Source organism: Enterovibrio nigricans DSM 22720, assembly GCF_900167155.1.
Classification (GTDB): domain Bacteria; phylum Pseudomonadota; class Gammaproteobacteria; order Enterobacterales; family Vibrionaceae; genus Enterovibrio; species Enterovibrio nigricans.
On sequence record NZ_FUXU01000004.1, the window covers coordinates 1 to 21,303 of the forward strand.

The 21,303-nt window shown below is 47.8% G+C and carries 20 protein-coding genes and 3 pseudogenes; 10 read left to right on the forward strand and 13 right to left on the reverse strand.

Going from position 1 to position 21,303, the window contains the following annotated elements; translation table 11 throughout:
- Nucleotides 1-127: 127 nt before the first annotated feature.
- From B5D35_RS02330 to B5D35_RS02340, 3 genes are all read left to right on the forward strand, one after another.
- Nucleotides 128-1,537 (forward strand): replicative DNA helicase, encoded by a 1,410-nt coding sequence (locus B5D35_RS02330; RefSeq protein WP_078751007.1) that lies wholly within the window; start codon nt 128-130, stop codon nt 1,535-1,537.
- 12 nt (nt 1,538-1,549) lie between these two features.
- On the forward strand, nt 1,550-2,626 hold the full coding sequence (gene alr / locus B5D35_RS02335; RefSeq protein WP_078751008.1) for an alanine racemase: 1,077 nt from the start codon (nt 1,550-1,552) through the stop codon (nt 2,624-2,626).
- A gap of 75 nt (nt 2,627-2,701) precedes the next feature.
- The gene (locus B5D35_RS02340) at nt 2,702-3,895 is read left to right on the forward strand and encodes a BamA/TamA family outer membrane protein (RefSeq protein ID WP_078751009.1); all 1,194 of its coding nucleotides are present in this window, start codon (nt 2,702-2,704) and stop codon (nt 3,893-3,895) included.
- Between the two features lie 50 nt (nt 3,896-3,945).
- Here the strand turns inward: B5D35_RS02340 and B5D35_RS02345 are convergent.
- Nucleotides 3,946-4,542: pseudogene (locus tag B5D35_RS02345) on the reverse strand (hypothetical protein); the annotation flags it as partial.
- A gap of 48 nt (nt 4,543-4,590) precedes the next feature.
- Nucleotides 4,591-4,803 (reverse strand): helix-turn-helix domain-containing protein, encoded by a 213-nt coding sequence (locus B5D35_RS02350; protein ID WP_060780585.1) that lies wholly within the window; start codon nt 4,801-4,803, stop codon nt 4,591-4,593.
- A gap of 115 nt (nt 4,804-4,918) precedes the next feature.
- Here B5D35_RS02350 and B5D35_RS02355 point away from each other — a divergent pair, with 115 nt between their 5' ends.
- Nucleotides 4,919-5,326: an HNH endonuclease gene (locus B5D35_RS02355; RefSeq protein ID WP_078751010.1), complete on the forward strand. Its 408-nt coding sequence runs from the start codon at nt 4,919-4,921 to the stop codon at nt 5,324-5,326.
- A gap of 393 nt (nt 5,327-5,719) precedes the next feature.
- On the opposite strand, the pseudogene B5D35_RS02360 reads toward B5D35_RS02355, so the two are convergent.
- Nucleotides 5,720-5,977, reverse strand: a pseudogene (locus tag B5D35_RS02360) (secondary thiamine-phosphate synthase enzyme YjbQ); the annotation flags it as partial.
- A gap of 296 nt (nt 5,978-6,273) precedes the next feature.
- Between B5D35_RS02360 and pgi the strand changes: the two are divergent.
- Nucleotides 6,274-7,926: a glucose-6-phosphate isomerase gene (pgi, locus tag B5D35_RS02365; protein ID WP_078751108.1), complete on the forward strand. Its 1,653-nt coding sequence runs from the start codon at nt 6,274-6,276 to the stop codon at nt 7,924-7,926.
- Nucleotides 7,927-8,004: 78 nt separating this feature from the next.
- On the opposite strand, the gene B5D35_RS02370 is transcribed toward pgi, so the two are convergent.
- The 4 genes from B5D35_RS02370 to nhaC form a co-directional block, all read right to left on the reverse strand.
- A complete protein-coding gene (locus tag B5D35_RS02370; RefSeq protein WP_078751012.1) occupies nt 8,005-8,466 on the reverse strand; it encodes a chemotaxis protein CheX in 462 nt (153 codons plus the stop codon).
- A gap of 17 nt (nt 8,467-8,483) precedes the next feature.
- A complete protein-coding gene (gene zur, locus B5D35_RS02375; protein WP_078751013.1) occupies nt 8,484-8,942 on the reverse strand; it encodes a zinc uptake transcriptional repressor Zur in 459 nt (152 codons plus the stop codon).
- A 214-nt stretch (nt 8,943-9,156) separates the two neighbouring features.
- Complete coding sequence (locus tag B5D35_RS02380; protein WP_078751014.1) at nt 9,157-10,326, reverse strand: MalY/PatB family protein; 1,170 nt, start codon at nt 10,324-10,326, stop codon at nt 9,157-9,159.
- Between the two features lie 70 nt (nt 10,327-10,396).
- Nucleotides 10,397-11,842: a Na+/H+ antiporter NhaC gene (nhaC, locus tag B5D35_RS02385; protein WP_078751015.1), complete on the reverse strand. Its 1,446-nt coding sequence runs from the start codon at nt 11,840-11,842 to the stop codon at nt 10,397-10,399.
- 178 nt (nt 11,843-12,020) lie between these two features.
- Between nhaC and B5D35_RS02390 the strand changes: the two genes are divergently transcribed.
- The gene (locus B5D35_RS02390) at nt 12,021-13,007 is read left to right on the forward strand and encodes a LacI family DNA-binding transcriptional regulator (RefSeq protein WP_078751016.1); all 987 of its coding nucleotides are present in this window, start codon (nt 12,021-12,023) and stop codon (nt 13,005-13,007) included.
- Here B5D35_RS02390 and B5D35_RS02395 read toward each other — a convergent pair whose 3' ends face one another.
- A complete protein-coding gene (locus B5D35_RS02395) occupies nt 13,008-13,463 on the reverse strand; it encodes a hypothetical protein (protein WP_078751017.1) in 456 nt (151 codons plus the stop codon).
- A gap of 274 nt (nt 13,464-13,737) precedes the next feature.
- On the opposite strand from B5D35_RS02395, the gene B5D35_RS02400 reads away from it, so the two are divergent.
- Nucleotides 13,738-14,886: an iron-containing alcohol dehydrogenase gene (locus B5D35_RS02400; RefSeq protein ID WP_078751018.1), complete on the forward strand. Its 1,149-nt coding sequence runs from the start codon at nt 13,738-13,740 to the stop codon at nt 14,884-14,886.
- A gap of 51 nt (nt 14,887-14,937) precedes the next feature.
- Here the strand turns inward: B5D35_RS02400 and B5D35_RS02405 are convergent, their stop codons facing one another.
- The 3 genes and pseudogenes from B5D35_RS02405 to B5D35_RS24720 form a co-directional block, all read right to left on the reverse strand.
- Nucleotides 14,938-15,516, reverse strand: a complete 579-nt coding sequence (locus B5D35_RS02405) for a MarR family winged helix-turn-helix transcriptional regulator (protein WP_078751019.1) — start codon at nt 15,514-15,516, stop codon at nt 14,938-14,940.
- 297 nt (nt 15,517-15,813) lie between these two features.
- Nucleotides 15,814-16,779, reverse strand: a complete 966-nt coding sequence (locus B5D35_RS02410; RefSeq protein ID WP_078751020.1) for a porin — start codon at nt 16,777-16,779, stop codon at nt 15,814-15,816.
- 422 nt (nt 16,780-17,201) lie between these two features.
- Nucleotides 17,202-17,348: pseudogene (locus B5D35_RS24720) on the reverse strand (site-specific integrase); the annotation flags it as partial.
- 135 nt (nt 17,349-17,483) lie between these two features.
- Between B5D35_RS24720 and dusA the strand changes: the two are divergent.
- From dusA to B5D35_RS02425, 3 genes are all read left to right on the forward strand, one after another.
- Nucleotides 17,484-18,473 (forward strand): tRNA dihydrouridine(20/20a) synthase DusA, encoded by a 990-nt coding sequence (gene dusA / locus B5D35_RS02415; RefSeq protein WP_078751021.1) that lies wholly within the window; start codon nt 17,484-17,486, stop codon nt 18,471-18,473.
- Nucleotides 18,474-18,664: 191 nt separating this feature from the next.
- Complete coding sequence (pspG, locus tag B5D35_RS02420; protein WP_078751022.1) at nt 18,665-18,931, forward strand: envelope stress response protein PspG; 267 nt, start codon at nt 18,665-18,667, stop codon at nt 18,929-18,931.
- A gap of 139 nt (nt 18,932-19,070) precedes the next feature.
- Nucleotides 19,071-19,712: a TIGR04219 family outer membrane beta-barrel protein gene (locus tag B5D35_RS02425; RefSeq protein ID WP_078751023.1), complete on the forward strand. Its 642-nt coding sequence runs from the start codon at nt 19,071-19,073 to the stop codon at nt 19,710-19,712.
- 72 nt (nt 19,713-19,784) lie between these two features.
- Here B5D35_RS02425 and B5D35_RS02430 read toward each other — a convergent pair whose 3' ends face one another.
- Both B5D35_RS02430 and B5D35_RS02435 read right to left on the reverse strand, forming a co-directional pair.
- Entirely contained in the window at nt 19,785-20,573 is a 789-nt protein-coding gene (locus tag B5D35_RS02430) for an ABC transporter permease (protein WP_078751109.1), read from the reverse strand.
- Nucleotides 20,573-21,298, reverse strand: coding sequence for an ATP-binding cassette domain-containing protein (locus B5D35_RS02435; RefSeq protein WP_078751024.1), 726 nt, complete (start codon nt 21,296-21,298; stop codon nt 20,573-20,575). The genes B5D35_RS02430 and B5D35_RS02435 overlap by 1 nt, the downstream gene beginning before the upstream one ends.
- Nucleotides 21,299-21,303: the final 5 nt, after the last annotated feature.

Here is a 21,303-nt window from a genome sequence, read left to right on the forward strand (position 1 = left end):
GCCTGAAACTCAGTATATTGCTTAAGAACCGAACAACTTTAGGCTGCCATGTCTTCCAACCGAATTAAGCAACAAAGCCGTTGTTTGAGTATATAATGGCCTGCGCAATGACAAGGTAATAAGTAATATGGCAGAGCAACGCAGCAAGCAATTTAATTCCAATAAACCCAAAGACCGTCAGGTAGATGCCCTGAAGGTGCCGCCGCATTCTCTGGAAGCGGAACAATCGGTACTGGGTGGCCTTATGCTCGACAATGAGCGTTGGGACAGTGTTTCCGAAAAGGTGATTGCGACTGACTTTTACAGTCGGCCACACCGTTTGATTTTTGAAAGCACGAAGAGATTGCTCGATGATGGTCATCCACTCGATTTGATCACGCTTTCTGAGCATTTGGAAAAGCATGGTTCACTGGAAGACGTCGGGGGCTTTGCTTACCTTGCAGAACTTGCTAAAAATACACCAAGTGCAGCGAACATTGTCGCTTATGCGGATATCGTTCGTGAACGTGCGATGGTGCGTAACCTGATTGGTGTGGCAAATGAAATTGCCGATGCGGGTTATGAGCCTGATGGTCGCACGTCAGAAGACTTGCTTGATATGGCAGAGAGCAAGGTTTTCGCCATCGCTGAGTCCCGTACCTCTGAAACCGAAGGTCCGCAAAACATCGACAACGTTTTGTCGAAAACCCTTGAGCGTATCGAAATATTGTTTAAGTCACCGCAAGATGGTGTGACAGGGGTTTCAACCGGCTTTTCTGATCTGAACAAGAAAACTGCGGGTCTCCAAGGCTCTGATTTGATCATTGTGGCAGCCCGTCCTTCCATGGGTAAAACCACGTTCGCGATGAACCTGTGTGAAAACGCCGCGATGGATCAGGATAAACCTGTACTCATTTTCTCGCTGGAGATGCCCGCCGAACAGTTGATGATGCGTATGCTCGCGTCGTTGTCTCGTGTCGATCAAACCAAAATCCGTACCGGTCAGCTTGATGATGAAGACTGGGCACGTATTTCATCGACCATGGGCATCTTGATGCAAAAGCGCAATATGTACATCGATGATAGCTCCGGCCTGACGCCGACAGATGTGCGCTCTCGTGCACGACGTGTGGCGCGTGAGCATGGCGGTCTGTCCATGATCATGGTCGACTACCTTCAGTTGATGCGTGTACCAGGTCTGCAAGATAACCGTACCCTTGAAATTGCCGAAATCAGCCGATCGCTAAAAGCGTTGGCGAAAGAATTGAACGTGCCCGTTGTCGCCCTGTCGCAGCTTAACCGCTCGCTGGAACAACGTGCAGACAAACGCCCTGTTAACTCCGACTTGCGTGAATCAGGTGCGATCGAGCAGGATGCTGACTTGATCATGTTCATCTACCGCGACGAAGTGTATAACCCAGAAAGCCCGCTAAAAGGCATCGCCGAAATTATCCTCGGTAAGCAGCGTAACGGTCCTATCGGCTCTATACGCCTGACCTTCCAAGGCCAGTACTCTCGCTTTGATAACTATGCAGGTCCTGCATTTGATGAAGAGTAAGTCTGAGGTGTTATGAAAGCAGCGACCGCTTTGATCCATACCGGTGCGTTAAACCACAATATCGACATTATCCGAGCTATGGCACCCAATAGCCGCACATGGGCTGCAGTGAAAGCCAATGGCTATGGTCACGGCTTGGTGGAGGTGGCGAAAGCCCTGTCTTGCCAAGCTGATGGTTTCGGCGTCGCACGACTTGAAGAAGCGGTTCGCCTCAGAGCTGGTGGCGTCATCAAGCCAATCATGTTGCTCGAAGGCTTCTCCTCATCAGCTGAATTGCCGATGCTGGAAGCGCACAATCTGCAAACTGCCGTTCACTGCACCGAGCAACTCGAAGCACTGGAAAAAGCCAACTTGGAGCATCCACTTCATGTATGGCTGAAGATTGACACTGGTATGCATCGTCTCGGCGTTCGCCCAGAGAGCGTGCCTGAGTTCATCGAGCGTTTGAACGCCTGTCCAAACGTTGCAAAACCGCTGCACTTTATCAGCCACTTTAGCTGTGCCGATGAACCGGAAAAGCCGTTCACTCAGCAGCAAATTGATGTCTTCAAAACACTCACTAATGGACAGCTAGGCTTTAAGTCACTGGCGGCTTCATCAGGGTGTTTGATCTGGCCAGAAAGTCATTTTGACTATGTGCGTCCGGGCATCAGTCTTTACGGTATTTCGCCAATGTCTGAGCGTTGCGGTGTTGATTTTGGTTTGAAACCGGTTATGACCATGACATCGAGCTTGATTGCGGTGCGTGACCACAAAAAAGGCGAACCTGTGGGCTATGGCGCACGTTGGTTTGCTGACCGTGACACCAAGATTGGTGTGGTGGCGATTGGTTACGGCGATGGTTATCCACGCGTTGCACCAGATGGCACGCCGTTACTTGTCAATGGACGTAAGGTCCCCTTGGTTGGCCGCGTTTCTATGGATATGCTCACCGTGGATCTTGGACCGGATTCGACCGATCGTGTGGGCGATGAAGTGGTGCTTTGGGGGGGAGATCTCCCTGTTGAAGAAGTGGCGCGTCACATCGGAACGATAGGCTATGAACTCGTAACCAATCTGACCTCCCGTGTCGAACTCGTATACACCTGAATCATGTTGTAGGTTGTCTTGAATAAATCATTGTCTAAAGCCGTAACGCTGGTTACGGCTTTCTTTTGTTCGCCAATGACGGCGATGGCTGAAAAGCAACCGCCCAAAGCCTTAGATATTGAAATTGTCCCGTTTGCTTTTTCTACTGAAGTGATGGGTTTTTCTGCGGGGATGGCCGGATTATGGAAAGGCGCGGGGCAGCCGCAAGCGTCTTTATTTGCTGCGGGATTGGGCTCTTCCACGGGGACTTGGCTGAGTTTTATTGCGGCCAATAACTATGTGTTAGCAGCCGATAGTCGGTGGCTGTTTGGTGGGCAGTTTTACGAAGCGGATTATAAGCAGTTTGACTATTACCTAGGTAACGCCGCGTCGAATGATTCCACTTTCGATGACCGAATTAAATTGGACAGCCGAGAAGCGCAGCACCACCTTTCTGTGCGCTACATCTTGCCTTGGGGGGCTGCTCAAGAGAATCCAATTCGTGCGGCGTTAATCCCCAAGCGTTCAGTTGATGGCAATGTGCCATGGAACAGCGGTGTATCGTCTATTGATTTTCGCCCTTTTTACAAAGCGCAAAACCTTACCGGAGTTGGTGCAGACATACCGAGTGCGTTTTCTGATAACTCGGAAGTGTGGGGACTAGAAACCCGCTTTAAATGGGATAACCGAGACAGCACTACCAACCCGACTCAAGGTAGCCTGAGTGAGTTTATCGTGACGGTAGACCCCGGCTCTGACAACCGTGCTAATTGGTGGAAATGGGAAGCGAGCCAAAGCTGGTATTGGCGCTTGGGTGAGTGGGAGGCTATGGCAAAAGAGCAGGTGTTTGCTTTGAATATCTACACCGCTGATACGCCTAGCTGGAACAACATTACTCATATTAATGGGCAGGCGGAATTTAATCGTCCGCCTGAGTTTGCAAGCGTAAGACTGGGCGGTTTGTATCGTCTTCGAAGCTTCCAGACTGGCCGTTTCGCTGACCGCTCTGCACTGAGCTATAGCATGGAATATCGCGTGATCCCTGAGTGGCAACCGCTCGGTGATGTACCCGTGTTCAATTGGTACGATGTGCCATGGTGGCAATGGGTGTTGTTTGCCGACGTGGGCCGCGTGGCCGATGATTACAATCTGAAAACCCTGCATGAAGACATGAAATGGAGTGCGGGGGCAGGAATGCGCTTTCAGGTAGAAGGGATTGTGGTGCGTTCGGAAATGGCATGGGGCAGCGAAGAAGGGTTGTTCCGGGTGATGATCAATCAACCGTTCTAACAAGAAAGAGGCCAACGTTTAACGTTGGCCTCTTTCATATTGCGGCAGAATTACCAAGTCACGTTTTCGAGTCCGATGGAAATATCGTCACCGCCATCAGGACGATCTGAAGTGATATTCCAGGTGAGCCTGAAGTTGGCTTGCGTGGATACTGGCGTAAAGTCATAGGTATAAGAAACAGTCGTTGGTTTCGAGTACACTCTTGATTGATAGTTGCCCACAACGACCCATCCACTTCCATAGTCCATCTCAACCGTGAATCGAGATAGGCCACCAATATCTTGTGTTGATAGGATCTTGTAATTCAGCGTGCTGGCAGAGCCAATCGATAATCCATCAATTGCACCTTCATAGCGAGAGGTGTGCGTTGAATTGTGGTAGTCCCCAATCCATGTCACGTCATCGTTTTCTGAACACCAAGTTAGCGAGTTCGTTGGTGTGGTCCAACTACCATTACTACACAGCCTCATTCCCACTTCAGCCGGATCGTTGTCAGTAATGGTGACGCTGGCAGAGCTCAGATCACTCTTGTTGGTGGCGACCCAAGCCTCTAACGTAAAGTTCTCATCGTTCTCATGCACTGCGTCATTAACTGTAGGTACTGAAATGCTTACCGACGTTACCCCTTGTGGCAGGCTAATCTCGGTTTTTTTAGCAGACTAATTAAATGCCCTTCTCGCATTGGGGGGGCACACTTAATCAGAAATCAAATCGGAAACTGACACCCTCAAAGCTTCAGATATCTGATAGATCTTGGTGAGGGTAATGTTCTGATCACCTCGTTCAATGTGTCCCATATAACTACGGTCGATCCCTGCAAGATCAGCCAACGCTTCCTGAGATAAACCTTTCTCTTTTCTCGTTTGACGAACTTTTTCACCAAAAGCGACCAAGCGCGGATCTTTCATAATTGCTCTGCCTAAAAGACAGAACTATCACCAAATGTAGTCTATATCACCACGGGATATGTCGCTCATTTTGCATTAATCTGATATTACGATTTCAATACACTTGGATAACAACATGAAGCTAAACACTTTGATTCACCGGCAAGGTGGCTTTTGCTTTTACTGTAGAAAGCCGCTTCTTGAGCGTGATGCATCTATTGAACACATCATTCCAAGCTCAATGGGAGATTACCAAGGATTTACCAACCAAGTTGCATGCTGCACACTCATGAATAGCATTCTGCAAGACTTACCACCAAAGCATAAAATAGAACTGCTTTTGAACTGGTGGGGACGGTCACCTTGTCCAAAGGATATGGCACTTTCCCTTAAAGAAATCGAGAAGCAGCGACAGAGCATACTAAATTCAAGTTTTAATGAGCCAATCTACGGCTATAAAGATGGCGGCTTATTAACAGCCGATGAAAATGTAATCTTGGAAGTACCGGAGGAACTTGATGAACTCCGTTTTAAAAAAGAATAACCGTTTGCCTAGATTCTTGAGTGTGGACTTTGTCAAATCAAGGGAAGATAACATAGTGTTGCATTACAAGGTTTACATCGCTGTTGTTCACTCTTTATCAGCAGGAATATTTAGCTGTTTCTCACCCTGTCGCCACAATTAGAAGAGAGGCTATCGGGTAAGTTCAGGCTTTAAAGAACTAGATGTTTGCCAGTAAAGAGCAGATCAGAGCAAACATCATACTTATAGTTCTGCAACATCTATTACTAAGTATCTGGATGATTAAGCCTTCAGAAAATGCTTAATGAAGATTTATAGGATTTTTCTGTAAGAAAGTTTATTAACTAAGAAACCTGATGTCTATATAGCCACCACATAACCCGGTACGATAATCCGTGTCTATATAACCCGTACGTCATCACCTTCATACGTGTGTTGGTAATAAGGCGCACGCTCAGGCACAAACTTATTAAAGTGCGCTTCCATGTCAGCACGCACGGTTGGATCGGCGTTTTCGTTTAGCGTGAGACTCGCGGAGGTGTGCTGGATGAAAAGGTGAAGAATACCAACTCGGATATCGGAAAGCTCAGGCAGGTTTTGTTGTACGTCGTCCGTGATCAGATGAAAACCACGAGGTCGAGCGCGAAGCGTAAAGGTTTTTTGTATCCACATTTAAAACACCCTGCAGTACTGAAATTGGTTAAAGTCTTGGGCGACTGAATAACCCAGTGTTGGTTATGATACGAACACTGACCTAGCGCAAAAAGATTGCCATGCAATCGTGACAACATTTACACCCACTCAACTTGGCGAGACAGGTTGTTTGTGTGTAGAGCCTAGTATCGATGCGAATGACATCGTAACATTACGCGAATCTGAAGGCTGCTTCTATGAAAGCGGTCGACCTCTGTGAAACGTGGCATGACAGTATCCACGGAACAGACTTTGTCTACAAAGGAACAATAATTATGTTGAAGTCCATCAATCCGACGCAAACAGCAGCGTGGAAAGCGCTGACTGCTCACTTTGAAGATGCGCAGGATTTGACCCTTACCTCGCTTTTTGCCAACGACCCTCATCGTTTTGACAAATTCTCTGTTCAGTTCGGTAATGACATTCTGCTGGATTACTCAAAAAACCTGATCAGTGAGCAGACATTGGACAAACTGTTTGCGCTGGCAGATGAGACCGAGCTGAAAGACGCAATCAGCGCGATGTTCCGTGGCGACAAGATCAACCTGACTGAAGACCGCTCAGTGCTCCACGTTGCCCTGCGCAATCGTAGCAATACACCAATCATGGTGGACGGTGAAGACGTGATGCCAGCCGTGAATGCGGTTCTGGAAAAAATGAAAGCGTTCTCAGATCGTGTGATCAGCGGTGAGTGGAAAGGTTACACCGGCAAAGAAATTACCGATGTGGTCAACATCGGAATCGGTGGTTCAGATCTGGGTCCTTATATGGTGAGCGAAGCGCTGGCGGCGTACAAAACGCGCCTGAACCTGCACTTCGTGTCTAACGTTGATGGCACACACATCGCGGAAACGCTGAAGGATCTGAACCCAGAAACAACCTTATTCCTGATCGCGTCGAAAACGTTCACCACTCAAGAAACCATGACCAATGCGTTGTCTGCGCGTGGCTGGTTCCTCGAAATGGCACAAGACCAAGCGCACGTTGCGAAGCACTTCGCCGCGCTATCTACCAACGCTGCATCTGTGTCTGAGTTTGGTATCGACACTGACAACATGTTCGAATTCTGGGACTGGGTTGGTGGCCGTTACTCGCTGTGTTCAGCAATTAGTTTGTCTATCTGCTTGTCTGTGGGTTATGACAACTTTATTGAGATGCTGTCTGGTGCGCACGAGATGGACAAGCACTTCCAAAGCACGCCGTTTACTGAAAACCTGCCAGTGTTGCTGGCGTTGATTGGCATTTGGTACAACAACTTCCATGGTGCCGAATCCGAAGCGATCCTGCCTTACGATCAGTATCTGCACCGTTTTGCTGCGTACTTCCAACAAGGCAATATGGAATCAAACGGTAAGTACGTAGACCGTGATGGCAATCCAGTGGAATACCAAACAGGCCCTATCATTTGGGGTGAGCCGGGTACGAACGGTCAACACGCGTTCTACCAATTGATCCACCAGGGCACTAAGTTGATCCCATGCGATTTCATTGCACCTGCAATCAGCCACAACCCGCTGAGCGATCATCATCCTAAGTTAATGGCTAACTTCTTTGCGCAAACCGAAGCGCTGGCTTTTGGTAAGACGCGAGAGCAAGTTGAAGCAGAATTTGCAGCAGCGGGCAAATCCGCAGAAGAAGTGGCTGCACTGGTGCCGTTCAAAGTGTTTGAAGGCAACCGCCCAACTAACTCGATTCTGGTTAAGCAAGTCACGCCAAGTGTACTGGGTGCGTTGATTGCCATGTATGAGCACAAGATCTTTGCTCAAGGCGTGATCTGGAATATTTTCAGCTTCGATCAGTGGGGTGTGGAGTTGGGTAAGCAATTGGCGAACCAAATCTTGCCAGAGCTGGCTGACCAAGATGAAGTGGATAGCCATGACAGTTCAACCAATGGCCTGATCAACACGTTCAAGCAGTGGCGCGCATAGTGCGACCAGCGAGTGACTGTGATTGACATAAAAAACGCCGCAAAATCTGCGGCGTTTTTTTATGAGCGAAAAGCATATTCAGTCAAAACATATTTCAATGTACGCTCGGCCAAATTCTGACTCAAACGGCATGATAATGATTTGGCCTTCGCTCTTGTGGGTGATGGTGTGCTCGCGACCCGAAACAACAATGGGTGTCGCCATATCGAAATCAAAGCCTTTCTCAGCCAGAATACGTTTAGCGCCACCCGTGACCATATTGGTAATTTCGCCCACCATGTCGGTGACATCGGCATTGATCGAGCTTGGGCGTTCACCCAGCATGCGACTCATTATTTCCAGCGCAAGATCTTCTTCGAAAGTCACAGAAAAAGAACCTTTCGTTTGCGCTCCCACCATCCCAATAAGACCAGACACATCGCCCTTGGCAACTTCTGACTTTTTAACTTGTGGCTTCCTCGGCGTGATTTCGAGTTGCGCCATCGTTGTCAGCACATTGACCAATGAAGATAAAAATGGATTTATAAATTCTGCGCGCATAATGTTAATTCACCGTCCTACTGCATTTTCTGTGTCGCCACCTGACAAGTGTGACAAGTTCCATGTGTTTCAACGACGTGATTGATCACTTTAAAGCCAACCTGATGTGCTCTTTCCTGAAGTGCATCAGATAGCGCATCAGCGTGGCATTCTTCTACCGTACCGCATGAATCACAGATTAACAATTGAGAGCAATGCGGTTCGTGACCGAGATGACAGCAAGCAATAAAGCTGTTTGTTGACTCGACCTTATGTACAAACCCTTGAGAAAGCAGAAAATCGAGTGCTCGGTAAACCGTTGGTGGTTTTGCCTGAGGCTCGGTTTCTCTCAATTTATCCAGCAAATCATAAGCACTGATCGCACGTTTGCTTTGGATAATAATTTCATAGACCCGTCCGCGTTGCGTTGTCATTCGCACGCCACGTTGTTCGCATAATGACTGCGCGCGGGTAATTAGGTGTGAAAGGTTGGCCATAAGACCTCAGAAATCAGGCTGAAGGCTTTATTCTATCACAGCATCTTTAACGCGTACTTGCTGCACCGTGACGGCGGTTGGGCTTTGGGTAATTGTAGTTGATGAATACCAATAGGCAGGTGAGATTCGCGTTACTTTGATTGTGGATCGCTTGCAGATGAAGTGTTGATGGTGAAGCGCGGTGGGCCTTTCGGCCCACCTAAAAGGCATTGTTTTACTTTAATACAGTGCGAAGACGGCGAATTTTTTCCTCTAGTACTGATGTTGGACAGCCCAAGTTCAGACGAATAAAGCCGCGCCCCTCTTCTCCAAAGTTGTAGCCCATGGTCGGAATAACGCCGGCAGCGTGAAGTTGCTTTTCGAGTTCTTCATCGTCCAGTTCCATGGCGCGACAGTCGACCCAAGCTAGATAGGTAGACTCCTGAATACGATAAGTTACTTGTTTTAACTCGGTGTGCACAAACGCTGCCAATAACTGATTATTGCCATCTAAGTATTGCAGCGTGTCATCCACCCACGCTTTACCGTTACGGTACGCCGATTGGTTGGCCAAAATACTGAATGCGCTATACACATCAATGCCATAGGCCAAGAGTTTGGATTTTAACGCTTCTGCTTCTTTCTCATTAGGGATCATGGTGTTGGTTAATCGCAGAGACGGCAGGCCAAAGGTTTTAGTACCCGCGATACACACAGCCATTTTTTCGAAGTAGGTTGGGTCGACGCGCAAACAGCTGAAGAAAGTATTTTCGCCGAATACGATATCTGCCCAAATCTCGTCAGAAATTAGATATACACCGTATTGGTGGCATAGTTTGCAAAGGCGAGTAACTTCTTCTTCTGTCCACACTCGGCCACCAGGGTTATGTGGGTTACAGAAGATCATGACTTTCACACCGTCTTTGAACTGGGCTTCAAGATCGTCAAAGTTGATGGTGTAGTAGCCGTTGTCGTTGATCATCGTTGACGTGGCAACGGTGCGGCCCGTGTTCTCGATGGTGCGGTAAAATGCGTGATAAACCGGACTTAAAATCAGAACCTTCTCGCCTTCCTTACTCCAGCGTTCAACCAACATCGCAATAGCAGGCAGGCTTCCCGGCGTGGTGTGAAACCACTCTTTTTTCAATGTCACTTGATGGCGGTCTTTCCACCAATCAATCACAGAATTGAAGTATTCATCGCTACGCTCTGAATAGCCAAAAATGCCATGGTCCAAACGTTCTTGAAGAGGCTTGGTGATAAAGTCAGGGGCTTTGAAATCCCAATCAGAGACCCAGCTTGGCAGCGCCTCGCCTTCTGGGACGCCCAGCCATTTCTCCATGTAGTCCCATTTGAGACAATCGGTGCCGTAGCGGTTAATTACTGTATTCAGTTCGTGAGCCATAACGTCCTCAGAAAAAGTGGAAGCCTTGGGGAGACAAGGCTTCAATTTGTTATTGTTTTAGGTTTTTCTTCTACACAGCCGCAGCAGGTTGTGCGCTTTTCATGTGGTCTTTCGCTTGCGCGATACCGATGCCGGTCACCGCCCAAATCATGGCAAAGAAAATCGCCGAGTAGTTTTGGATTGCCCAAGGCAGGTAATCCAACGTTGATACACCCAAGGTTGCAGCCATGAATACACCCGCGTTAGTCCAAGGCACCAGTGGTTCGATGATGGTGCCCGCATCTTCAATGGTGCGAGACAGGTTCTTCGCATCCAGTTTCATTTTCTTATAAGTGTCACGGAACAGCTCTGAAGGGATAAGCAGTGCCAGTTTGCCGTCAGAGGTGGTACACACAACAGTGATGGTAGTGACGATGGTTGCACCAATCAGGCTGGTGGTCCCTTTAATGCCTTTTGCCATGGTGTCTACCAGCACTTTCAGACCGCCTGTCAGTGCCAGTGTGCCAGCGAAAGAGAAGGCGCAGAATACCAGCAGAACCACACCCATCATGGATGTCATGCCACCACGGTTAACCAATGTCAGCACATCCTTAACAATCTCTACATCACCAAGACCTGCGCCAGCAAACATGCTTGCATTGAAGCCGCTGATCATTGCCGTCAATGCTGTCTGTAGGCTGAAGCCTTGGAAAATCACCGCATTCAGCACACCGATTGCAATCGCCGCAAGCATCAGAGGGATCGTAGGCAGCTTGCGTACCGCACCCCAAAGGATTAATAACGGTGGTAAAATCAGGAACACATTCAAAGAGAATAATTGCTCAAGGTTGGCCAGAATCGAAACCACTTTTTCAGGAGTATCTGCCGACACATCGCTACTACCCACAAAGAAAAACACCAATGCAGACAGGATGAACGCAGGGATTGTCGTCCAAAGCATGTGCTGAATGTGCGAGTACAAATCGGTACCTGCCACCACGGGCGCAAAGTTGGTGCTGTCTGAAAGCGGAGAAATTTTGTCACCAAAGTAGGCACCAGACACCACAGCACCTGCAACAGCGGCTAGGTTTGCATCCATACCGGCTGCAACGCCCATCAATGCGACACCGACAGTACCCGCAGAGCCCCAAGACGTGCCCGTACATAAAGACACCATACAGGTTACGAGAAATGACGTTAATACGAGGTATTCAGGGCTGATGACTTTCAGACCGTAGTAAACCAGCAGTGGAATTGTTCCGCCGACCATCCAGCTACCAATCAGGCCGCCGACCAGAATCAGAATGAATACTGCAGGAAGGGTTTGTGCCAGACGATCGATAATGGCTTTTTGAATGTCATCCCAGCTAAAACCCATTTTCCATGCAACGCCTGCTGCTACAACAGCTGATGCCAGAAGAAGACTTTCAATAGGTAGTCCGAATACGCCGTATCCAATCACCAGAAAACCAAGCATTGCGACCAAGGGGAGCAATGCCAAAACATTAGATGGAGCAGATGTTACTTTGTTATTCATGTAATTTACATTCGGTAGGGCTAGAAAAAACAGAGATAAATAAAAATTCAAATCAGTTCTAAGTCGAATTATTAAAATAATCCGTAAAACACCTGCAATCCGTGATGGATTTCACCAATGCAAAACAATATGATTTCAATGTAATTTACATAATTCAAAAGTATGATCAAGGACACATATGGCAACCATCAAGGATGTTGCGAAAGCAGCAGGCGTCTCCATCGCGACCGTTTCGAGAGTGATTAATCAGGCCAACAATGTGATACCTACAACGGTGGCGAAAGTGGAAGCTGCCATGCGTGAACTCGATTTCCACGTAAAGGGGAACCGAAGACTCACAATCAATCAGGGCGATGACTTGTTGGGCTTAGTGGTGAGCCGTTTTAATTCTCCCTTCTATGGCCTGCTGACTCAGGGAGTAGAAAAGATTGCGCGTAAGCACGGTCGCAATCTGATGGTGCTCAGTGGTGAATACGATGAAGGCCGAGAGCAAGAAGCCATTGATGTTTTGTTGGCGCGAGGGTGCCGCAATATTGTGCTGCACAGCAAGGGGATGACTGATGTGACGTTGACCAAGCTCGCCAACCAATTGCCAGGGTTGATTGTCGTAAACCGCCATGTAGACGCCATAGAAGAACAATGTGTATGGCTAGATAACGGCGAAGGGACTTACCTCGCAACCAAGCATTTGATTGATCAAGGTCACCGAGCAATTGCCTATATTTCCTGTGAAATGGCACTTGATGATAAAGCTGATCGTTTCAATGGGTATTGCCGCGCACTCACTGAAGCCGGTATAGACCTTAATCCTGATTGGATTGAAGAAGTGCCGTTTGGAGAGCAGGGTGGTGTCACCGCGGCAAATAACCTCCTTAACAAAGGATTACCAGTGACGGCGCTGGTGGCGTTTAATGACTTTTTTGCTGCTGCGGCGATGCAAGTGTTCAAAGAACATGGCATTGGTATTCCAGAAAGGCTGTCGATTGTCGGCTTTGATGATGTGTTACCAGAGTGCTATTTCAGCCCGAAACTGACGACCATCCGTAATCCGATTGAAAGCATGGGCATGAATGCGGCGAGGCTGTCTATTGAAGGGAAGGACAGCGCATTGGTGAGAGGTTTTCAGCCACTTTTGATTAAACGTGATTCGGTGCTCTCAGTTTAATCATTGTACTTTTTTCGACACTTCACAGAACAAGGGGGCACCGCGTTGCGAGAGTGCCCTCACGATTTTCATCGCGACAAGTGATTCTTGAAATTCTTCGATAGGAAAACTTTCTGAACGTGTTTTCCCTTCGCCTGAAAAAATGTATCTCGCTTCTACCTCGATTTTTCCTTGCTGAGGGTTGGCGGAGATAGAGAGGATCTCTCTGTCGTGCACCAGAAGCTGATACTTTTTGTCGTAATTAAGCTGACAGCACTTCACCGTGCGTTTGTTGACGTCTTCATAACGATGGCTGACAAGCTCCATGGCGGGCGTAATCACCTTGCTGCTCACGGCTTTAAATTTCTCAATGAACTCGGCTTCGAGTGCTTTTCGCTCAAGCTCCTTCTCTTGCTTTTGAGCTTCTTTTACCTTGGATTCGGCAACACTTAAAAGGCGCTTTAGGTTGTCATTCATCACTGTATATCCACCAAAAGTCTGAGTCCATATTCCTACTATAGGAAACATATTGGTGTCAGGCTAATCGGACAAATTCAATCCAGTTGAGTGGGCGGGCTTAGGACGGTTGCTCGTTTGAGTATTTGGCTGGAAAAAGTCGCCGGACGGACGATAAAACCTGAGAGATTTTACTGCTCTAATAATGGTTGCGGGCGCGTTGAAAAGGGGTAGGATCCCGAGGAACAGGGAGTTAAAGGCCCTTTTTCATTATGGCGTTTTTTTAGGAATGGACATGAATTTTACCTACGTCAATCCAACGGTTGTTCACTTTGGCCAAGGCCAAATTTCTGCAATTGCAACGGCGATTCCCGCGAACAGCAAAGTGCTAGTGATTTACGGTGGCGGCTCTATCAAGCGCAATGGCGTATATGAGCAAGTTTCTGCAGCGTTGGGCGATCACAAGTGGCTGGAATTTTCGGGTGTTGAGCCAAACCCGACACGTGAGACGCTCGACAAAGCGGTAGCGATCGTTAAAGAACAAAGCGTTGATTTTATTTTGGCAGTCGGTGGCGGCTCAGTGATCGATGGCTCGAAGTTTGTGGCAGCGGCATCCAAGTATGACGGTGACAGCTGGGACATCATGTCCGAAGGCCATTGCGTGACAGAAGCGACGCCGTTGGGCGCGATTTTGACGTTACCTGCTACGGGCTCTGAATCTAATAGCGGTGCCGTTATCACCTATGCCGCGGAGCAATCAAAGCTCTGTTTCATGTCATCAGCAGTGCAGCCTAAATTTGCGGTTTTAGACCCAGATGTCATCAAGTCGCTGCCTGAACATCAGGTTATCAATGGGGTTGTGGATGCCTGGGTACATATCTGTGAACAGTACATTACCTATCCGACAGGAAACATGGTTCAAGAAGGCTACGCAGAAACCTTGCTGAAAAACCTGTTGGTGTTAGGGCAACAATTTGAAAAGCGAGACTGCGACCACTGGCGTGCGAACTTGATGTGGACGGCAAACCAAGCGTTGAATGGCATGTTAGGTTCCGGCGTTCCGCATGACTGGGCAACACACATGATTGGACATGAAATCACCGCGATTTGGAACGTCGACCATGCACGCTCTCTGGCGATTGTTCAGCCATCACTGCTTCGCAACCAGATAGACGTGAAACGCAGTAAGCTTGAGCAAATGGGCCGCAACGTATTTGGTTTGGCGGAGTCAGACGAACTGGCGTCTCAGACCATTGATGCCATCGAACATTTTTATCGTTCTTTGGGTGTTGAAACCACCTTTTCCGCGGCAGAAATGGGCAAGCAACAAGCGGTTGAGGCTATTGTGTCTAAGCTAGAAAAACACAATATGACCGCGTTAGGTGAACACGAAGCCATTAATTTGGATGTGTCACGTTGCATCTTGGATAACGCATTTATCTGACGGAAGATGAGATAAAGATGGTGCCGGATATTGCTGCAATGTCCGGCTTTTTTATAACGTATCTTTGCTAGGTTCTGAATGTTCTCGACAAATAAGATCGCCACCCGAAATGTTTAAGGTCATCTTGGTCAAATCGCAGAAGAATTCCTGATCTGAATAGGGCTTGTGAAAACGGCAGGTTTTGCAAAGGCCAAAACTTGCACAGTTATTTGATTTCTGAATATCCCTAAGCAAGGCCTCAAGCTGTGTTTTTAGCGTATCTTGAGCATCACCCAGCTTGTCTATGCCACGGCGAATAGAAGCGGGTGGAATCGCTTGTTGTGAAATGGCCAACCCTTGTTTAGACAAGAGCAAGTGTGTGATGCGACGATCAACAGGGTCTTTTTCTTTGGTCAAAAACCCTTTTTTTTCCAACAAGGTGATCGACTGAGATGTTGTGCCTTTCGTGATCCCCAAAAACTCGGTAACAGCGGCAGGCGTGTCGCTGAGTTGGTTGCAGCGAGAGAGGTAGTAAAGCACTTCCAAATGAACAGGATGCAAACCATATTCTAAGCCAGCAAGGCGAACTTCATTTCTGAATAACGTTGTAATGCGTTCAATGATGTCGCAGATCGGATCTACATCCCTCATACACGTTTCCTTAGCAAGTCTTTGGGTGAATATGTTTTTACTGGCATATCAATATTTTATTCCAAATAGAGTGTTGATGCGAAACCATATTAGTAAAAACGCAATTACGTCATAAAAGAGAGGAGGTTCCTGAGGATCAATTTTTGGCTTATTGGACTTGCTACTTCCGTGTGTAGCGAAAGGGTTGAGCGGGGGATACACCGCGACGCGGTCATGGGCATAGATATAAAAATCCCTGAGACTGGCTCAGGGATTTTCGTGTGTTAAGCGGGAAGCCCGTTTGACACGTTTATTCGATTACAGGTAGTAACGAACACCCAGTTTCCACTGGTTGTTGTCTTCTTCTGAACCATCTAGGCCAAACTGGTAACCAGCAAAACCAACAAACGTCTGAGTGAACTTGTACTCAGCTTGAACGGCAGCAGTCGCATAAACAGAGCTGTCCGCTTTTTTGTTTTCAACTGATTCGTAGTTTGCGATCAGATTTACGCCGTTGTTCAGCGCGTAACCTGCCAGAAGCTCCATCACGTTGGTTTCTTCTAGATCTTGGATCATGTGCTCACCCATCGCGTAAGCACCAGCAACGTAAAGGCCTTTACCCCAAGAACCGTAGCTTGCGCTGACGATATGAGATTGCGCGTTATCAGCAGCTACATCACCCGTAGTGAAAGCGTAGTTAACCGCAAAATCAGAGATTTTGTAGCTGATTGCTGCTTGCAGGCGAGTTTCATAGTCGCCATGTGCGCCCTGCCAGCCACCAGCCAGTGTCAGCGATTGTGACTCACCCAGTGCCAGCGTGTTGGTGTAGCTCACCATTTTGTCCGCACGGCCGGTGCCTAGGTTAGCGTGGTCGTTGTAAGTAAAGTCACTTGCGTAAGAGATAGGCTTGTCAGTTGCTGCAACTGCATTGTAGTAAGGTGCCCATTGGGTACCTACAACAACACGGCCAGCGTTTTCATGCGTCAGGCCAATGTAGCCCAAACGGGTAGTGAACGCGTTTGCACCGTTAGTCAGGTAGTTCAGCGCCCATTCACCTTTTGCATCAGCAACAAAACCGTTGCCCATGTCGTGAGTCGCGTTGAAGTTCAGGCGTGGTGATGCGGAGATAACTTCCAGCTCGCCTTTCTCTGAATCGCTCAGTGCAACAGACACGTGGCCGCCGATCGCGAATGTTGAACCGTTTGCATTATAAAGCTCGATTGCAACCGCTTGAGAAGTGAAAGCAGAAGTGGCGATAGCAATGGCGAGTAGTTTCTTATTCATTATTTTTATTCCGTTTAATTAATCGTCTGTTATGTCCAAAACAGCCAAAAAGTGTCTAAAACACCCATGGCTTGTTAACAGGCTCGGCACGAATGTATTTCATAAGTGAATGATTTAACGCATGAAACGTTCTCAAAGAATAAAAAATATAATAAATATAATAAATATCATAACTATCAGTAGCTTGCGGTGTATTTGATTGATATTGGATTTACCTTGCTGCTCATTTTTTTATCTAATCGACATTCGTGTTTTTAGCGATGCCAATAGGGAGATAAAATTGCGACCGAGTGTTAAATTAAGTGAAATTGAGTAGGTGTAACCGTCATTTATTTTGCGATCGGTGTTGCTTATTTTGACGATTTTGACGGAGAGGGACTTTTGCACTGACTAAATTTGAAGCGGTTGTAGGGGGTATTGTTTTTCCCAAACGTATTGGCTAGAGCCTTTTTTTTGAACGTCTTGCTTTCACGGTGTACTATGCGCCCATTCTTTTTTACAAATACTGTGGTTTTGTAGCGTGGTTCACCACTGCTCAAGGTTCTGCGTTCTACATTGTAATATGCCACTTGATATCCTCTGGATCCCCTTTTGAGTGAGGGGTTCTGTGAGGGGATCTATAGCAAGTATTTTAGGGTATTTCAATGTATTTGAACGCATTTACAGGAAGCTGGCAAACCTGATAAAACAAGGCCATATAAGGTATGACTAACAATTACAGCCCCTCTAGATTTTCTGTTGCGCCCATGCTTGATTGGACCGACCGCCATTGTCGCTACTTCCACCGTATCTTGTCGAAGAGCGCGCTGTTGTATACCGAGATGGTGACGACCGGTGCCATAATTCACGGTAAAGGTGATTTCCTGATGTTCAATGAAGAAGAACATCCGGTGGCGCTGCAATTGGGCGGTTCGAACGTGGCGGACTTGGCGCATTGCGCGAAGTTGGCGCAAGAGCGAGGCTACAACGAGATTAACCTGAATGTCGGTTGTCCGTCTGATCGTGTACAAAATGGTCGCTTTGGTGCTTGCCTGATGGGCGAAGCGGATTTGGTGGCGCAATGTGTCTCTGCCATGAAAGAAGTGGTCGATATTCCTGTGACGGTAAAAACTCGCATTGGTATCGACGATCAGGACAGTTATGAATTTCTGGTCGACTTCGTTCGTACCGTCAGTGAGAAAGGCGGTTGTGATGATTTCACTATTCATGCGCGTAAAGCATGGCTGTCAGGTCTTAGCCCGAAAGAAAACCGTGAAATTCCGCCGCTGGACTACCCACGCGTTTACCAACTGAAGAAAGACTTCCCGCACCTGACCATGGCAATCAACGGTGGTATCAAGTCGCTGGAAGAAGCCGAAGAGCACCTACAATTTATGGATGGTGTGATGATTGGTCGCGAAGCTTACCAAAGCCCTTACTTGCTGGCTGAAGTAGATAGCCGCTTGTTCGGCAGTGATACGCCAATCATCAAGCGTTCTGAGGCGGTCAAAGCTATGTTCCCGTATATCGAAGAACAACTGAGCAAAGGTACGTACCTGAACCATATCAGCCGCCATATGCTGGGTATTTTCCAGAACATGCCAGGTGCACGTCAATGGCGTCGTTACATCAGTGAAAATGCGCATAAACCAGGCTCGGGTATCGAAGTGCTGGAAGCGGCGTTGGCGAAAATCCCGGCGGAATTGGACGTTTAACCGTATTTGTCTGAACGGTTGGTTAAATTTACCGCAATACTTGGCGTAAATTACTAAAAACATTGAAACCGCAGCCCTCTTAGGGTTGCGGTTTTTTATTATCTCATTGAAATATATAAATTTAGTAAAGTTGGCCTACTTCGTGCAATACCCTAGGAAAAGAAAGTCTCTGTGTACCTTAGGAGGGTCTGATGATTGAATTTCTGTTTCTGGTTGGTTTTACATTAGTGTTGTTGGCAACAGGTATTAGTTTCCTCGGCATTGTTGCAGCGATGGCTGTGGGCTTTATTGTCATGGCACTGGCTGGCATGATTGGCTTATTGTTCAAGATGTTGCCATGGATTATCTTGATTGCCGCGATTATTTGGCTCCTCAAAGGGCGAGATAAAACAGCACAAAATGCACGTAATTACTGCTATAAACGCTCGCGTAGATACAACCGAGCACGCCGCTATTAAGCCTATAAGTAGCGTTATGCACTAGGTTTAAATCGATGATTCCGCATAAAAAACCGTCAGTTTTGTGCGGAATCTTTATTGGTTTTTTGCTATAGTCCCCGCAAACATAATCCTAAAAATGTAAGGCGGAGCCCTTTCAATGAAAAAACTAAACCTATCTCTTGCTGCACTAGCAGTGGCGGGCACGTTTGCACTGCCTGCGCAAGCAGCTGTACTTTTAGGGGCCAAAGTAGGCGCAGATGCTTGGTATGCCGATGCGAAGATCAATGATGTTCGCGCTGATGACGCAAACGTACAGATGTCTTACTACGCGGCGTTTGAACATTTCATTCCATTGATTCCTAACGCTAAAATTCGTCACACTGGCGTTGAATCAAACAAGTTCAATACTGATTTTACTCAGATTGACATGATTGCTTACTACGAAATTCTGGATAACGACCTGATCTCTTTTGACATTGGTCTGAACTTACAAAAATTCGATGGTCGCTTTAACAACCAGAACTTCGATGAGTGGCAGCCAAACGTATACAGTGACGTGCGTCTGGGTATTCCAGCAACGCCGTTGTCTCTGTTCGGTACCTTCAGCTTTGGTAGCTACGACGATACGAGCACAGTAGATGCAGAAGCAGGTGTTCTATTCACGCTGGGTCTGGTTGCTGCGGATCTGAACATGAAAGCGGGCTACCGCGTTCAAGATTACGATTTCAACTACTTTGGCGCGAACAACGGTAAATTCATGAACGACGGTTTCTTCGTTGGTGCAGAATTTAACTTCTAATTCGCTGCTCGTCAGTGGAAATGAAAAACCGCGCAATGGCGCGGTTTTTTTGTGCCTGATTTTCCTCTTTGCTTAACGGCCTTTTTTCCCCTGATCACGTGTTGGTTGAAATCCAGCGACAGCCAGTGCGATAAACACCAACGTACAGGTGGAGACCACCAAGAGCGCGGTGACATTCACCTGTTGGTAGAGGGCAAATCGAATGAGCTCAACACCAAAGGTAAAAGGGTTGTAGCGGCAGAGGTCATAAAGCCAAATGCTTGCTTCTTGCATTTTCCAAAGCGGGTACAGAGCAGAGGATAAAAAGAACATCGGGAAGATGACAAAATTCATCACGCCAGCGAAGTTCTCTAATTGTTTTACGCGCGAGGCAATCACTATCCCTAGCGCACTCAACATTAGCGCGGTAATGAACAGTGCCGGGATTGCCATGATGTAGCCCAACGGAGAAAGCGGCCTGTCATAGAGTGCGGCAATCACCAAAAAGGCCCCTACTTGTAAGACGCTCACCAAGGCACTGGCGATCTGTTTTGATAGCAGTAAAAAAGGACGTGGAAGTGGGCTGGTGAGCAGGACTTTAATGCTGCCCATCTCCCGGTCATAAACGATAGACAGCGAGCTTTGCATGCCATTGAAAAGCAAAATCATGGCGCACAGGCCGGGCAGAATATATTCCTCATAATTGATGTAGGTGGCGTAGGGCTCCATGATGGCGATGCCAAGGGCAGCGCGAAAGCCTGCGGCAAAGACAATCAGCCACAACAGCGGGCGGACTAGACTTGCGGCAAAGCGGGCGCGTTGTTGGAAAAAGCGCAGCCATTCTCGGTAGCAAATGCCTTTAAAGGCAAACCAGTAACGCATCATCGGCTTGCCTCCGACATCTCATCCGCGGTGAGGTTGGCGAAGACTTTTGCCAGCGTCGGGTGCTGGTGAATTTCTTTTAGCGCATGTGCGACATTGTGCGCCCGCAGGGTGCCGCGATGCAGGATGAGTACGTCGTCATCGTCATCCACTTCTTCAATCAAATGGGTCGCCCAAAGCACACACAAAGGTTGCTTTTCACAAAGCGATCGCACGGCGTCTGAAAGTGACGCGCGTGCCTTGGGATCCAGACCGCTGGTGGGTTCATCAAGCAACAATATTTCCGGCGAATGCATCAAGGCGCGGACCAGTTCTGTGCGACGTCGGTGACCGCCGTTCAAGGCGCGGATCTTGTCGTGTAGTCTGTCTGCAAGGGAGAAGTGTTCGAGCAGCGGCCCGGCTTTTTCTAGGCTTTGTGATTTGCTGAACCCATGCAGTGCACCGTAGTAACTGAGGTTTTGCGCCACGGTCAAATCAAGGTCGAGTGTGTTTTGCTGAAAGACCACGCCCAACTTTGCCATGGTCTGACGTTGAGGGATTTCACCGAGAAGTTTGATTTCTCCTGATTGAACGGGCGTTAACCGTGTGAGCAGCGAAAACAGGGTGCTTTTCCCTGCGCCATTTGGCCCGAGCAGCATATGGAGGCCACGCCCGAGAGACAGTGAAATGTCATTCAATGCGTGGCGCGAACCGTAGTGGTGGTTGAGATGGATAACCTCAATCATAGGGC

What these genes read in the sequence shown, in the direction of transcription:
- B5D35_RS02370 (WP_078751012.1), bottom strand. Translation starts at nt 8,466, where the DNA reads ATGCGCGCAGAATTTATAAATCCATTTTTATCTTCATTGGTCAATGTG.
- dusA (WP_078751021.1), top strand. Translation starts at nt 17,484, where the DNA reads ATGACTAACAATTACAGCCCCTCTAGATTTTCTGTTGCGCCCATGCTT.
- B5D35_RS02390 (WP_078751016.1), top strand. Translation starts at nt 12,021, where the DNA reads ATGGCAACCATCAAGGATGTTGCGAAAGCAGCAGGCGTCTCCATCGCG.
- B5D35_RS02355 (WP_078751010.1), top strand. Translation starts at nt 4,919, where the DNA reads ATGAAGCTAAACACTTTGATTCACCGGCAAGGTGGCTTTTGCTTTTAC.
- B5D35_RS02330 (WP_078751007.1), top strand. Translation starts at nt 128, where the DNA reads ATGGCAGAGCAACGCAGCAAGCAATTTAATTCCAATAAACCCAAAGAC.
- B5D35_RS02435 (WP_078751024.1), bottom strand. Translation starts at nt 21,298, where the DNA reads ATGATTGAGGTTATCCATCTCAACCACCACTACGGTTCGCGCCACGCA.
- B5D35_RS02410 (WP_078751020.1), bottom strand. Translation starts at nt 16,779, where the DNA reads ATGAATAAGAAACTACTCGCCATTGCTATCGCCACTTCTGCTTTCACT.
- zur (WP_078751013.1), bottom strand. Translation starts at nt 8,942, where the DNA reads ATGGCCAACCTTTCACACCTAATTACCCGCGCGCAGTCATTATGCGAA.
- pspG (WP_078751022.1), top strand. Translation starts at nt 18,665, where the DNA reads ATGATTGAATTTCTGTTTCTGGTTGGTTTTACATTAGTGTTGTTGGCA.
- B5D35_RS02380 (WP_078751014.1), bottom strand. Translation starts at nt 10,326, where the DNA reads ATGGCTCACGAACTGAATACAGTAATTAACCGCTACGGCACCGATTGT.
- B5D35_RS02340 (WP_078751009.1), top strand. Translation starts at nt 2,702, where the DNA reads ATGACGGCGATGGCTGAAAAGCAACCGCCCAAAGCCTTAGATATTGAA.
- pgi (WP_078751108.1), top strand. Translation starts at nt 6,274, where the DNA reads ATGTTGAAGTCCATCAATCCGACGCAAACAGCAGCGTGGAAAGCGCTG.
- B5D35_RS02430 (WP_078751109.1), bottom strand. Translation starts at nt 20,573, where the DNA reads ATGCGTTACTGGTTTGCCTTTAAAGGCATTTGCTACCGAGAATGGCTG.
- B5D35_RS02350 (WP_060780585.1), bottom strand. Translation starts at nt 4,803, where the DNA reads ATGAAAGATCCGCGCTTGGTCGCTTTTGGTGAAAAAGTTCGTCAAACG.
- B5D35_RS02405 (WP_078751019.1), bottom strand. Translation starts at nt 15,516, where the DNA reads ATGAGGGATGTAGATCCGATCTGCGACATCATTGAACGCATTACAACG.
- B5D35_RS02425 (WP_078751023.1), top strand. Translation starts at nt 19,071, where the DNA reads ATGAAAAAACTAAACCTATCTCTTGCTGCACTAGCAGTGGCGGGCACG.
- B5D35_RS02400 (WP_078751018.1), top strand. Translation starts at nt 13,738, where the DNA reads ATGAATTTTACCTACGTCAATCCAACGGTTGTTCACTTTGGCCAAGGC.
- alr (WP_078751008.1), top strand. Translation starts at nt 1,550, where the DNA reads ATGAAAGCAGCGACCGCTTTGATCCATACCGGTGCGTTAAACCACAAT.
- nhaC (WP_078751015.1), bottom strand. Translation starts at nt 11,842, where the DNA reads ATGAATAACAAAGTAACATCTGCTCCATCTAATGTTTTGGCATTGCTC.
- B5D35_RS02395 (WP_078751017.1), bottom strand. Translation starts at nt 13,463, where the DNA reads ATGAATGACAACCTAAAGCGCCTTTTAAGTGTTGCCGAATCCAAGGTA.